Source organism: Herbaspirillum sp. NPDC101397 (assembly GCF_044767325.1).
Classification (GTDB): domain Bacteria; phylum Pseudomonadota; class Gammaproteobacteria; order Burkholderiales; family Burkholderiaceae_D; genus Herbaspirillum.
In genome coordinates this window covers 174,414-187,145 of the sequence record NZ_JBIWNS010000002.1, presented here as the reverse complement: position 1 = coordinate 187,145, position 12,732 = coordinate 174,414, and the positions used below count along the sequence as shown (strand labels likewise).

Annotated in this window: 12 protein-coding genes; 7 read left to right on the top strand and 5 right to left on the bottom strand. The window is 57.7% G+C overall.

From position 1 onward, the window contains the following. Window positions 1-31: 31 nt before the first annotated feature. The 3 genes from ACIROW_RS05645 to ACIROW_RS05635 all read right to left on the bottom strand — a co-directional run bounded on the left by ACIROW_RS05645 (window position 32) and on the right by ACIROW_RS05635 (window position 2,267). Window positions 32-742, bottom strand: a complete 711-nt coding sequence (locus ACIROW_RS05645; RefSeq protein ID WP_402272872.1) for a fimbria/pilus chaperone family protein — start codon at window positions 740-742, stop codon at window positions 32-34. Window positions 743-890: 148 nt separating this feature from the next. Then, window positions 891-1,574, bottom strand: coding sequence for a DUF1120 domain-containing protein (locus ACIROW_RS05640; protein WP_402272869.1), 684 nt, complete (start codon window positions 1,572-1,574; stop codon window positions 891-893). 36 nt (window positions 1,575-1,610) lie between these two features. After that, the gene (locus ACIROW_RS05635) at window positions 1,611-2,267 is read right to left on the bottom strand and encodes a DUF1120 domain-containing protein (RefSeq protein WP_402272866.1); all 657 of its coding nucleotides are present in this window, start codon (window positions 2,265-2,267) and stop codon (window positions 1,611-1,613) included. A 260-nt stretch (window positions 2,268-2,527) separates the two neighbouring features. Here ACIROW_RS05635 and ACIROW_RS05630 point away from each other — a divergent pair, with 260 nt between their 5' ends. From ACIROW_RS05630 to ACIROW_RS05620, 3 genes are all read left to right on the top strand, one after another. Next, on the top strand, window positions 2,528-3,778 hold the full coding sequence (locus tag ACIROW_RS05630; protein WP_402272864.1) for an EAL domain-containing protein: 1,251 nt from the start codon (window positions 2,528-2,530) through the stop codon (window positions 3,776-3,778). Window positions 3,779-3,933: 155 nt separating this feature from the next. Continuing rightward, the gene (locus ACIROW_RS05625) at window positions 3,934-4,617 is read left to right on the top strand and encodes a response regulator (protein ID WP_402273825.1); all 684 of its coding nucleotides are present in this window, start codon (window positions 3,934-3,936) and stop codon (window positions 4,615-4,617) included. An 8-nt stretch (window positions 4,618-4,625) separates the two neighbouring features. Further along, on the top strand, window positions 4,626-5,321 hold the full coding sequence (locus ACIROW_RS05620; RefSeq protein ID WP_402272862.1) for a response regulator: 696 nt from the start codon (window positions 4,626-4,628) through the stop codon (window positions 5,319-5,321). Window positions 5,322-5,417: 96 nt separating this feature from the next. Here the strand turns inward: ACIROW_RS05620 and ACIROW_RS05615 are convergent, their stop codons facing one another. Beyond that, window positions 5,418-5,882, bottom strand: a complete 465-nt coding sequence (locus ACIROW_RS05615; RefSeq protein WP_402272860.1) for a rhodanese-like domain-containing protein — start codon at window positions 5,880-5,882, stop codon at window positions 5,418-5,420. A gap of 371 nt (window positions 5,883-6,253) precedes the next feature. Between ACIROW_RS05615 and glnA the strand changes: the two genes are divergently transcribed. The 4 genes from glnA to ntrC all read left to right on the top strand — a co-directional run bounded on the left by glnA (window position 6,254) and on the right by ntrC (window position 11,117). Continuing rightward, entirely contained in the window at window positions 6,254-7,669 is a 1,416-nt protein-coding gene (gene glnA, locus ACIROW_RS05610; RefSeq protein ID WP_007880082.1) for a type I glutamate--ammonia ligase, read from the top strand. A gap of 148 nt (window positions 7,670-7,817) precedes the next feature. Beyond that, window positions 7,818-8,306, top strand: a complete 489-nt coding sequence (locus ACIROW_RS05605) for a DUF4124 domain-containing protein (RefSeq protein WP_402272859.1) — start codon at window positions 7,818-7,820, stop codon at window positions 8,304-8,306. A gap of 146 nt (window positions 8,307-8,452) precedes the next feature. Next, window positions 8,453-9,526, top strand: coding sequence for a nitrogen regulation protein NR(II) (gene glnL / locus ACIROW_RS05600; protein ID WP_402272856.1), 1,074 nt, complete (start codon window positions 8,453-8,455; stop codon window positions 9,524-9,526). A 109-nt stretch (window positions 9,527-9,635) separates the two neighbouring features. Next, window positions 9,636-11,117 carry a nitrogen regulation protein NR(I) gene (gene ntrC / locus ACIROW_RS05595; RefSeq protein WP_402272854.1) on the top strand — a complete coding sequence of 494 codons (1,482 nt, stop codon included), beginning with the start codon at window positions 9,636-9,638 and terminating at the stop codon, window positions 11,115-11,117. Between the two features lie 222 nt (window positions 11,118-11,339). On the opposite strand, the gene ACIROW_RS05590 is transcribed toward ntrC, so the two are convergent. Further along, entirely contained in the window at window positions 11,340-12,632 is a 1,293-nt protein-coding gene (locus ACIROW_RS05590) for an MFS transporter (protein ID WP_402272852.1), read from the bottom strand. Window positions 12,633-12,732 lie beyond the last annotated feature (100 nt).

Sequence of the window (12,732 nt, the reverse complement as noted above, 5' to 3'; positions counted from 1 at the left end):
TCCCTCATTGCGGGGGAGGAAAAAGCGGGACTTACTTGGTCAGTGCAGCGTCGTAACTGTCCACCGAGAAGCCATATACGGTTGCAGGCGCCAGGCGCACCGTTGTCGATGCCGCAGCGGCCGCCGGCATGGGAACGCTGATGGTTTCGCCCGGCAGGAAATAGGTCTTGCCGAGATCGAGCTCGGCCTTGCCCGGCAGCAGCGTCACGGTTTGCGCCAGCCGCACGACATAGGCGCTGTCGTTCATTGCGACGAGGTTGCCATTGCGCACGGACCAGGTCAGCAGCTTCCATGGTTCGCGGTTGGGGGCCAGGCCTTTGGGATGAATGATGACCGGCAGGTTCTGACGCACGTTCATCGTCACCTTGACGCCGCCGTCCTTGGATTGTTGCGGAATGCCTTCGAAGATGACGCGCTTGAACCGTTGCGTCTTGAGCGGCTCCTTGCTTTGCAGGATGAAGCGCACCAGCTGGGTTTCGTCCGGTTCGACGCGCGCCACGGGCGGCGTGACGACCAGCAGGTTTTCCTTGTCTTCGGGCAGGTTTTGAATCGAGGTGTACAACAAGGTGGCATTGGCGTCGGTGTTCTTGACGTTCATGCTGGCTTCGCCGTCGGCTTCATTGATGATCACAACAGAGGTCTCGGGGAGCATACCGCTGGCGTGAGCCATGCTCAGGAAGAAAGCGTTGGAAAGAAAGCCGGCAACAACAAGAAAAATCAATTTCTTTACAATGGCGCACATTTCATTTACCCCCGGTCGTTGTAGATATGTAGGTGTTGAACAGCTCCGATTTTAGGAAAAATTGATTCAATAGTATTTGAGAATATTCTCAAAATGCAGGATGGTTTGAAACGCCGAACAGGACCGATAAACAGTGTCGCGGCGACTCTTAAAGATAAGAAAGTTCCAGCGTCGCCGAACCGTCGAGCAAGATCTCTTGCGACAGGGAAAGGTTTTCAGGCTTGTTGATATACGGCTGCACGACGACGGTGCCGGAGATCGTGCGCAGGGAAGACACGTAGCTGCTGCCCGGCGCTCCCCAACTGAAACTGCGGTTCTTGGCGATATAGCCGTTGGTCGAGGGTTGCCATGTCGTACCACTGTCGGTCGAATACAACAATTGGGCCTGCTGGTAATCGCCCGTATAGGATCCGGGCTGAAACACGATCGCATAGCCGCCGATGCTTTTGCCGGAGGCGGTGCCGAGACCGAAGTTGAAACTGTCGTTGAGATTGCCGTCACCGGAACCGGCCGCAAGGATACCGACAATGACCGAGCTGGTGCGGTTGTCGATGGCCCTGATGCTGACTTTAGCGGCGGCGTCGCAGTTGATGCTGAACGACAGCGACTTGGCGGGCAGGGGCGTCACGGCGCCGGGTTTCAATGACTGCGCCGGGATGGTGCCGTAGTCGGCGACGCCTCCGCCCGACAACATCGGCGTGCACGCTGCAGGGGTGATGACGCTCACGACCTGCATTTCCACCATGTTGGCGGCATGCGTGACAGTGATCGTTGCCGCTGCAATGCAAAAAATTCCCAGCGTCATGATTGGAGTGGACGCGATGTTCTTCACGGGTGCGCTTCCTTCATTTTCTCGGGTGATCGGCATCTACAGATACAACAGTTCGAAGGTGGCCGAGCCGTTCAATGGCGCATCTTCTTTCACCGAGGTATTGTCGGCGTTGTCGATGAAGGCCTGGACACTCAGTTTCGCCTCGAAATTCAGGGTGCCGCCGGGATGGATTTTGTGTTCGGCATCCCAAGCGTAAAGCACGTTCTTGCGGATGGTGTTGTCGCTGCTCAGCATCCACTGCGTGGCGTTGATGCCGGTGGCGGATTCCAGCATGGCCGGAGACGTCGCGGTCGGATGCGCAGGCTCGAACGAGACGATGTATGCGCCGGCGTTTTGTCCGCTCTCGGCGCCCAATCCGAACAGATGTTTTTTGCTGCGATTCCGTATCGCGACTGTCTGCATTTGCGGTATGGGAGCGCTCTCGCGATTGTCGATCAAACGGATCGCAAGACGTGAAGGGAGTGCGCAGGAAACGGAAAGCGAAAAGATTTTTTTATTGAGGATTTTTGCCGCACCGCGCTCTGACGAAACCGGTCCGTAATTCACCACGCCGGCATCTGAAAAAACCGGCAGGCAGGCGTTGGGAACGATCTTGCCCGTCACGCGCAATTCCGTTGCGCCGGTGGTGGACGCGACGACAAGCAGAGGGAGTGCGATGCCATGCAACAGCATCTGCGATACGGCCTTTTTCATGCTTTCCCCATGTCGCTGGCTATTTGATTTGATCAGGCAAGGATAACGTTGGCGAGATGTTCATCCAATGAAAATATCGGAAACGGATGAAAAAACATCACGGCTGTGGCGAACTCGTCTTTTTTTGAGCGTTTGCTAGCAAATAAGCTGGGCCGAATTGAGATCATTCTCATATACGGATGTCGGCAAGATGATCAGAATTGCATCTGGTCAATCAAGTCTATGCCGCAGCTGCGGTGCACATCTCGCTTGGGGTAAAGATGAAAACTGTCGCGAATCTCTCTGTTCTTGTCGTAGAAGACGAGCCATTGCAAAAAATATTTGCAATCGAAAAATTGCGCGAGCTTGGGTGCGTCGACGTGGTTGATGCCGCCGACGGCATGGAAGCAATGGAGCGACTGGCTGAACGCCGCATCGATCTGATTTTTTGCGATATCGGCATGCCCAACATGGACGGCTCGCAGTTCGTGCTGGCGCAAGACCGGTCAGCGCAATCCGCAGGCAAGGAATTACCGATGCTGGTGTGGATGAGCGCGCATCCCGAAGACGTACGCGAGTCGCATCTGCAATTGGCGTATTCGGCCGGCTTTCCCTTCGTCGAGGCGATCGCCAAGCCGCTCAGTTTGCCCGCGTTGCAAACCATCCTGGCAACCTCGCTGACGCTGATGAACGCGACCAGGCCATTGCCGGGAAAGAGCGGAAAAACACCCCCGGCGGACGGCGCCATCGGCGACGACGACATCCTGCGGGCCATCTGCGACACCAGCGAATTCGAGGTGTGGTACCAGCCGCAGGTTTCGCTGGAAACCAAAACCATCGTCGGCGCTGACGCCATGGTGCGCTGGAGTCATCCCAAATTCAGTTATCTCGTTCCGGAACAGTTCATGACGCTGATCGAACGGCAGGGGCTTGGCCTCATGTTGTTCTACCGCACCGTCAATCATGTGCTGAAAACGCAACAGAAGCTGGAGCAGATAGGCTGCAGCATCCCGATTTGCATCAAGGCCTCCGCTTCGACTCTGGAGACGCCCGAGATCGCCGATTACCTTTACGAGCGTTCGCAGCGTTACGGCATCGGCTCGCACCTTGTTACCGTGGGCATTTCAGAAGAAGAGCCGTCGCAACATGCGCTGAGGCTGGCAGCGTCGCTCAACCGCTTGCGCGTGCGCGGATTCGGCTTGTCGATCGACGACTTCGGTTCAGGAATTTCAACCATGAAGCTGCTGTCGCAAATGCCTTTCACCGAAATCCGCATCGACCGCCACTTCGTGCGCCAGTTTCTGCGTCAGGCGCAATGCCGTGTCATCGTCGAATCAATCATCGGCATTGCCAAGCGCCTGCAACTTACCGTGACGGCGGAAGGGATCGAGAACGCCCGCCAAATGGAGGTCCTGGCCGCCATGGGATGTGGGCGCGGGCAGGGTTATATTGCCGCCCCGATGCGCCAGGAAGAGTTCCTTAACAAGGTCGGAGCCAATCAACTGTTCAATAATGGCCTCATCAATGCCTGAGTTTTCTATTGTATTTTTACTATTTTTGATACACTCGACCATAATTCGACTGGTCGGCAATCGCACCTTTCACCATCGCATCCAGGCGAAGCGAGCATCGATTTCGATGTCTAGCGGTTTTCTGCGTGAATGACCGTCTGCGAAAGGACGCCATGATGACCTGGACTGCGACAAAGGCAATTCGTATTGCATTGCTCGACGATCATGCCGTGGTCCGGCATGGTCTCGCGGCGCGATTGACGGAAGAATCCGATTTCCAGGTGGTCGGCGCCTATGCCGCCAGCAAGGACATGATGTCCTCCTTGCGCGCCTCGCCGGCCGATATCCTGCTGATCGACTATTCCCTCGGGGCCAACGACATCGACGGCCTCAACCTGATCCGGGCCCTCAAGGTGCGTTTCCCGGAAAGTAAAATTCTTGTCTCTTCCTCGCACTACAATCCTGCTACGGTCGCGTTGGCGATGCGCGCCGGTGCGCGCGGCTTCGTGGGCAAGGAGCAGGAATTGTCCGAGCTGATTGCTGCCGTGCGTTCCGTGGCGGTGGGGCGCGTGCATCTGAATCCGTTGATGGCGGCGGAGATATCCTCCATGTTGTCCAGCAACGGTTCGGACGAAGAATCTGCAAACGGCGATTCGCTCACCGACAACGTCGAGTTGTCGCCGCGCGAGCGAGAAGTGTTGCGCTGCTGCCTTGAAGGGATGAGCGTCACGCAGATTGCGGAAAAATTCGCGCGCAGCGTCAAGACCATCAGCGGACAGAAGCAGGCGGCCTTCCGCAAGCTGGGAGTGCGCAACGACAATGAACTGTTCAAGATTCAGCATCAACTCCAAGACATATAGGACGCACCATGAACACGATTGCCCCGGCTCCTTCGCTGCAGATTCTTGTCGTCGACGATTCTGCGACCAGCCGCGTCGTCATCGAGAAGCAACTGAAGAAACTGGGCTGCAAAGTCGCGATGGCGCAAGACGGTACCGCGGGTCTTGCGGCATTGCAGGAGGGCGAGTTCGATCTGGTGCTGCTGGACTGCCAGATGCCCGACATGAGCGGCTACGACGTGGCGAAGATCTTCCGTCGGCGTGAGCGGGAAGAAGAGCGTGTGCATACGCCCATCATCGCCATTTCCGCAGAAACGGATACAGGGCATATGCAGCTTTGCCTCGACAGCGGCATGGACGGTGTACTCGGCAAGCCCCTGCCGGTCGACGAACTGAAAAAAATGCTCTCGCTGTGGTGCGATGTCGACGTGACAGACGCGGCGCCGATGCATATCGACGACATGCGCAGCGTGGATCTGACCGCGTTGTTCCGCACAACCTCCCTCGAGGACTTCGCTGCGTTGCGGGCGGCCATGGATGAGGCTGACATTACTTCGGTCGGAAGGCTGGCGCACCGGATGAAAGGTGCTGCCTTGACGATGGCGGCAGGCGAGATTGTCAGGACACTGGAGCGTATCGAAGCAATTGCCGTGCATCGCGCGCAGCCGCCGTCTGATCTGAGCGCTGAAGTCAGTGTGCTCGAACGGCAATTGCAATCCATCTGATTCAAGTTTGCAAAAAGCCAAACGGCCCGCTGATGCGGGCCGTTTGGCTTTTGCGATGAAGGAACGCCAGAGCGGCGTCGCCCGATTCAAGTCAACTCAAGCCCCGACCCACGGCAGGCCGGCCTTGCACCATCCCTCAATGGTCTTGCGATGCCCAGCGCTGTCCTTGTTGCCCTCGAAGCCTTCCAGGATGTCATAACAGCGCACATAGCCGCTTTCGGTCGCCAGTTTGGCGGCATGGCGGGAACGCACGCCCGAGCGGCACAGGAACAGCAAGGTAGTCTCTTTGCCGGCGGCAGCGCCCAGTTGTTCCAGGAACTGCGGATTGGGCACGCTTTCCGGGTAGAGATTCCATTGCACCGCGAGATGCTGTTCGGCGGGAATGACGACCTGGCCGACCCAGTCGCGTTCCGCCTTGGTGCGGACGTCGACCAGTTTCACGGCCGGGTCGCCCTGCAGCAGGGCAAACGCCTCTTGCGGCGTTACCGCACCGGCATACGGAAATTGGCCGGACTGAGCGCGTTGGGCGGCGGTGGAAAGAATTTCGTTGGAAGTCGTCATCAGAGTCCTTTGAGAATTGCTGAAAAGATACCTAAATTATTATTTCAACGCCAGCAGCGCGGAGTATTTGCACCAAAATTAAGCATTTCACATAAATCGCATTTTATTGGTGCATAAATATTCATTTGCACCATAATTGCTCATTATTGGAATTGGCATGCACTGCTCGGAAACGCCCACCCGTCAATAACTCCCTAGAATATGTCATAAGCATGAACGCAAGGCAGTTGATGGCATGGAATCTGCTATCATTCCCGCCTGAGTTCTGGCGCACTATCTGTTGTATTTGCTGCACACATCAAGTCGCACGTAGTCGGCTCATCACCCAAATTGTACAAATTTATACTACTTCCTCGTTTTAGGAGATTCGCATGGCAAGGACGGCCGCAGAGGTTTTGAAGTTGGTGAAAGACAATGAAGTCAAGTTTGTTGATTTCCGTTTTGCCGATACCCGGGGTAAAGAGCAACACGTAACTGTGCCTGTTTCCCACTTCGACATCGACAAGTTCGAGTCGGGTCACGCATTCGACGGTTCCTCGATCGCCGGTTGGAAGGGCATTGAAGCTTCGGACATGTTGCTGATCCCTGATCCAAACACCGCCAACATCGACCCGTTCATGGAAGAAACCACATTGTTCATGCAATGTGACGTGATCGAGCCATCCGATGGCAAGGGTTACGACCGTGATCCACGCTCCATCGCCAAGCGCGCTGAAGCTTACCTGAAGTCCTCGGGCCTGGGCGACACCGCCTATTTCGGTCCTGAGCCAGAATTCTTCATCTTCGACGGCGTACGTTGGGGTGCGGACATGTCCGGTTCCTTCGTCAAGATCGAATCCGAAGAAGCATCGTGGAGCTCCGGCGCCAAGCTCGAAGGCGGCAACACCGGCCATCGTCCGGTCGTCAAGGGCGGCTACTTCCCAGTGCCACCAGTCGACAGCTTCCAGGACATGCGTTCGGAAATGTCCCTGATCCTCGAATCCCTGGGTATCCCTGTTGAAGTGCACCACCACGAAGTGGCCGGCGCAGGTCAAAACGAACTGGGCACCAAGTTCTCGACACTGGTTGAGCGCGCTGACTGGACACAGACACTGAAGTATGTGATCTGGAACGTTGCCCACACCTACGGCAAGACAGCGACCTTCATGCCTAAGCCACTGGTCGGCGACAATGGCTCCGGTATGCACGTTCACCAATCGGTCTGGAAAGACGGCAAGAACCTGTTCGCAGGCGACGGCTATGCTGGCCTGTCCGAATTCGCGCTGTTCTACATCGGCGGCATCATCAAACACGCCAAGGCGCTGAACGCGATCACCAACCCAGGCACCAACTCGTACAAGCGTCTGGTTCCAGGCTTCGAAGCACCGGTCAAGCTGGCGTACTCGGCGCGTAACCGTTCCGCATCGATCCGTATTCCACACGTTGCGAATCCTAAGGGTCGCCGTATCGAAACACGTTTCCCTGATCCACTGGCGAACCCATACCTGTGCTTCTCGGCTCTGCTGATGGCAGGTCTGGACGGCGTGCAAAACAAGATCCATCCAGGCGAAGCTGCTTCGAAGGACCTGTACCACCTGCCGCCGGAAGAAGACAAGCTGATCCCGACAGTGTGCGCATCGCTGGAAGAAGCGCTGGATGCACTGAACAAGGACCGCGAGTTCCTGACACGCGGCGGTGTCTTCACCGACAGCATGATCGATGCCTACCTGGACCTGAAGGGCCAGGAAGTGCAACGCTATCGCATGACGACACACCCAATCGAATTCGACATGTACTACTCGCTGTAATCGTCGATTTTGCATTGATAAAAAAGGGAAGCTTGCTTCCCTTTTTTTATGCGCGCGGCATTTTCCGTTTGCGTCGGGCGGAGCCCGTTTGTCCGTCGGCGAGTCTTGTCATACACTTGGTTTCATTGCATTTTTGAGGCATGGACCAATGAAATTTTTTGTGCTCGCCGTACTCTCGGGCGTGGCCTGCGCGGCCGTCGTACACGCAGCTCCGGCGCAAGACGAGGTCTATGTCTGCATCGACCCGAATGGCGCGACCGAATACCGCAACACCGGCATCAACAAAGCTTGCCGGAAACTGGATATACCGGCTGCAAGTGCACCGGCGCCGACGCAGAATAAACGCGTCGCACCGAACAAGCCTGCGATGGCGGCAAGCCCTTTCCCCAAGGCCGACGGCCAGGCGCAGAAAGTACGCGACAGCGATCGCAAGCTGATATTGCAGGATGAACTCAGGGTGGAAGAGGGCAAGCTGGCAAGCCTGAAAGCGGAATACAGCAACGGTGAACCTGAACGGCGCGGCGATGAGCGCAACTATGCAAAATACCAGGAACGCGCTGCCTCCATGAAGGACGACATCGCCCGCACGGAACGCAATGTCGAGGCGCTCCGACGCGAGCTGGCCAGGCTGCGTTAGTTGCCCGATACGCTCGGCAAGCCGGGAAGTCAGTCATATTGCAGGCTTGCCCAAATCTTGCTTAGCTGAGGGGAAGCTGACAAATCCGAGCCCGCGGCCATAAGCCGCGACGGCATACTTGATGCGGCATTAATTTATCGGAACGCATGAAAACAACTTTACCTTTACTCGATGGTCTTGACCTGCTGGCATCGGCAGTCATCATTCTCGACGCCAACGGCGGCATCGTGTACGCCAACGCCGCGGCCGAAAACCTGCTGGAGAGTTCCTTCAAGGTGCTGTCCCAGCAAAAGCTCAGTGAGTTGTTCCTCAACGGCAAAGAGCTCGCGACCTTGTTCTACCAGGCGGTGGCGCACCAGTTCGCCGACAAGCGGCTCGACCTCGTGCTCGAGCGCGTCGGCCGCGAGCCGCTGCAGGTGCACACCATCGTCACCGCGCTCGACAACGCTGACACGCCGGTGCTGCTGGAGCTGCGGGAAAACGTTCAGCAACTCAAGCTCGATCGTGAAGAGCGCCTGCTCGACCAGAGCCAGGCCAACAAGGAACTGATTCGCAACCTCGCGCATGAAATCAAGAATCCGCTCGGCGGCATTCGCGGCGCGGCGCAACTGCTGGAACTGGAGTTGCCTGAGCGTCACCTGAAAGAGCTGCGCGAATACACACAGGTCATCATCAAGGAGGCCGACCGCCTGCAAACGCTGGTCGATCGCCTGCTGGCGCCGCACCGGCGGCCGCACATCGTCGGCGACGTCAATATCCACGAAGTCTGCGAGCGCGTGCGCAGCCTGATCCTGGCCGAGTTCCCCAACGGCCTGACCATCAAGCGCGATTACGACCTGTCGATTCCGGAATTCCGCGGCGACAAGGAGCAGTTGATCCAGGCTTTGCTCAACATCGTTCACAACGCCGCGCAAGCGCTCGCCGAACGCATCCGCACCGGCGACGGCGAGCTGATTTTGCAGACGCGCGTCATGCGTCAAGTGACGCTGGCCAAGGTCCGGTATCGGCTGGCACTAGACTTGCATATCATCGACAACGGCCCCGGCATTTCACCGGATATCCAGGACCGCATTTTTTACCCGCTGGTATCCGGTCGGGAAGGAGGCAGCGGTTTGGGACTGACGCTGGCGCAAACATTCGTTCAGCAGCACATGGGGGTGATCGAATGCGAAAGCCGGCCGGGATGTACGGATTTCAGAATATTGATTCCGCTTCCCTGATGGCAGTTCATCGGGTGAGCGGGTATCGAGCAGGGCAACACCGGCACAGGCCTTTCAGGCTGTCCACACACGCTACCAAACGCAACGATAAGCAAGAAAAGATAACACTATGAAACCGATCTGGATTGTTGACGACGACGAATCGATACGCTGGGTATTGGAAAAAGCCCTCGCGCGAGAAAATCTCGCCACACAAAGCTTTTCCAGCGCACGCGACGCCATGCAGGCACTGGAGAGCGGCACGCCGCAAGTATTGGTTTCCGATATTCGCATGCCCGGCGCATCCGGCCTGGAGCTGCTGCAGACCATCAAAGCCAAGCATCCCGGCATTCCGGTCATCATCATCACCGCTTTCTCCGATCTCGATTCGGCGGTCTCGGCATTCCAGGGCGGCGCCTTCGAATACCTGGCCAAGCCTTTCGACGTCGACAAGGCCGTCGAGCTGATCCGTCGTGCATTGGAAGAAAGCCTGCGCGAAACCGACGTGGAGCAATCGTCGGCCAACGCGCCGGAAATCCTCGGCCAGGCACCGGCCATGCAGGATGTCTTCCGCGCCATCGGCCGCTTGTCGCAATCGAACGTGACCGTCTTGATTACCGGCGAATCCGGCTCAGGTAAAGAGTTGGTCGCACGCGCCCTGCACAAGCACAGCCCGCGCGCGGCGCAGCCGTTCGTCGCACTGAATACCGCAGCGATCCCCAAGGACCTGCTCGAGTCCGAACTGTTCGGCCACGAACGCGGCGCCTTCACCGGCGCGCAGGCGATGCGTCGCGGCCGTTTTGAGCAGGCTGAAGGCGGCACGCTGTTCCTTGATGAAATCGGCGACATGCCGCTCGACCTGCAAACGCGTTTGCTGCGCGTGTTGTCGGACGGCCATTTCTATCGCGTCGGCGGCCATCAGTCGCTCAAGGCCAATGTCCGCGTCATCGCTGCCACCCACCAGAACCTCGAGCATCGCGTGCGCGAAGGCCTGTTCCGGGAAGACTTGTATCATCGCCTCAACGTCATCCGCCTGCGACTGCCAAGTCTGCGTGAGCGCAGCGAAGACATCCCGATCCTGGCGCGCCATTTCCTCACGCAAAGCGCGCGTCAGCTCGGCGTTGAAGCCAAGCGCCTGTCGCCCCAGGCGATGCAGTTCCTGTCGCAACTGGAACTGCCCGGCAACGTACGTCAGCTGGAAAACCTGTGCAACTGGATTACCGTCATGGCGCCAGGCCAGACCGTGGAAGTGAAGGATTTGCCGCAGGATCTGATCGAGGAACGCAGCAGTAACTTCCAGCCGACACAGACGCATGCCGTTTCATCGGCAGCGCCTGCGGAGATGTCCGGCGGCGTGGCTGCCAGCTATGACGGCGACGCTGATCGCAGCTGGATCAGCCTGCTGGAAACGGAGGCAGCGCAAATGCTGGCCGAAGAGCGCCCGGAAGTCATGGACATCCTCGGTCGCCAGTTCGAAGCGACGCTGATCAAGATCGCGCTCAAGCATACCCACGGTCGAAAGAACGATGCAGCCGTGCGCCTGGGCATCGGTCGCAACACGATCACGCGCAAGATTCAGGAACTTGGCATCGGCGGCGCTGAAGACGATTGAACGGAAGAGCGAAAGAATGAAAGGTTGAAAGATTGAAAGAAGGGGTTTGAGGGGAAGAGGGAACAGAACAAGCCGCAGTGCAGGAACACCATCTGCACATGCGATGCGGATCAATAACATCAAAAACATGAGGGCCGGTTTCAGCGATGAAACCGGCCCATTTTTTCGAGCAGCTTTTCCTTCACGCCGACCGGCTGAGCCGATCAGGCGTGAAGTCGATCATCAACGCACGCGCAGGACGTAGCGCGCCGCCGTCGACGCGATCAAGCTCAGGGCTGCGCCGAAGATCACGAAGAAGCTTACCGACAGCTTGTTGCCGGTGAACTGGATCAGCCAGGTGATGATCAGGCCGGCGAAACCGCCGAACAGCATTACGGCGATGTTATAGCTCAGCGACATGCCGGTGCCGCGCGTCTGCACCGGGAACACATCGGCCAGCAATGCCGGCATCGACGCGAAGTACATCGTCATCAGCACGCCGATCACGATCTGCAGCAACAGCAGGTTGACGAAGCTCGGCGCACTCGTCAGGAATACGAACATCGGATACGTGAACACCACGAACGCCAGGCTGCTGCCGATCATGAATGGTGTGCGGCCGTACTTGTCGGAAAGCTCGCCCACCAGCGGTGAGAACACCATCATGATCAGTCCGGAGACGATGGTCGCTGCGTACGATGACCACGCCGGCATGCCCAGTTGCTTGATCGCATAGGTCGGCATGTACAGCGCCAGGTAGACCGACACGGTCGCCATGATCACGCTGCCGGTACCGATCAGCAGGCGCATTTTCTGGTTGGAGAAGGTATCGCGCAGCGGTGTTTCGGTGCGTTCCGCAGCGGCGAACTCCGGCGATTCATCGAGATGGCGGCGGATGTAGTAACCGGCAGGGCCGATCAGCAGACCGAACAGGAACGGCAGGCGCCAGCCCCAGGAATACAGCTGCTCAGGCGTCAGCAAGCCGTTCAGACCGGCGCCGAAAACCGCCGCCATCAGCAGGCTCAGGCCCTGGCTGGCAACTTGCCAGCTGGAGAAGAAGCCGCGGCGATGCGGTGCATGTTCCACCAGGAATGCGGTCGAACTGCCGAACTCGCCGCCGGCCGAAAAGCCCTGGATCAGGCGCGCCAGCACGATGCCGGCAGGCGCCCACAGACCGATGCTGGCATAGGTCGGCATGAATGCGATCATGGCGGTGCCGATGGTCATCAGCACGATCGACAGCGACAGCGCCGCCTTGCGGCCGACGCGATCGGAATAGGCGCCGAGTATGACCGCACCGAGCGGACGCATGAAGAACGACACGCCGAAGGTGGCGAAGGTCACCAGCAACGAGACCGTCTCGTTCTCGGTAGGGAAAAACAGTTTGGCGATGATTACGGCAAAGGCGCCGTAGATCAGCACGTCAAACCATTCCAGCGCGTTGCCGATCGATGACGAAATGACCGCGCGCCAGGTTTGTGGATGTAATTTGACCGACTTGGCGTCGCCTGTGTTTGCTGAACTGATGGCGTTCATGTTTCTCCCGGAATGAAGTGATTGAGATGATTTTTTTTATGGTGGTGCATCGCACCGCAGATCATTCAGCGTCATGTTGTTTACACATCATGAACAATGC

Coding starts and splice junctions, on each gene's coding strand:
- ACIROW_RS05645 (WP_402272872.1), bottom strand. CDS start 742: ATGTGCGCCATTGTAAAGAAATTGATTTTTCTTGTTGTTGCCGGCTTT.
- ACIROW_RS05635 (WP_402272866.1), bottom strand. CDS start 2,267: ATGAAAAAGGCCGTATCGCAGATGCTGTTGCATGGCATCGCACTCCCT.
- ACIROW_RS05630 (WP_402272864.1), top strand. CDS start 2,528: ATGAAAACTGTCGCGAATCTCTCTGTTCTTGTCGTAGAAGACGAGCCA.
- ACIROW_RS05625 (WP_402273825.1), top strand. CDS start 3,934: ATGACCTGGACTGCGACAAAGGCAATTCGTATTGCATTGCTCGACGAT.
- ACIROW_RS05620 (WP_402272862.1), top strand. CDS start 4,626: ATGAACACGATTGCCCCGGCTCCTTCGCTGCAGATTCTTGTCGTCGAC.
- ACIROW_RS05615 (WP_402272860.1), bottom strand. CDS start 5,882: ATGACGACTTCCAACGAAATTCTTTCCACCGCCGCCCAACGCGCTCAG.
- glnA (WP_007880082.1), top strand. CDS start 6,254: ATGGCAAGGACGGCCGCAGAGGTTTTGAAGTTGGTGAAAGACAATGAA.
- ACIROW_RS05605 (WP_402272859.1), top strand. CDS start 7,818: ATGAAATTTTTTGTGCTCGCCGTACTCTCGGGCGTGGCCTGCGCGGCC.
- glnL (WP_402272856.1), top strand. CDS start 8,453: ATGAAAACAACTTTACCTTTACTCGATGGTCTTGACCTGCTGGCATCG.
- ntrC (WP_402272854.1), top strand. CDS start 9,636: ATGAAACCGATCTGGATTGTTGACGACGACGAATCGATACGCTGGGTA.
- ACIROW_RS05590 (WP_402272852.1), bottom strand. CDS start 12,632: ATGAACGCCATCAGTTCAGCAAACACAGGCGACGCCAAGTCGGTCAAA.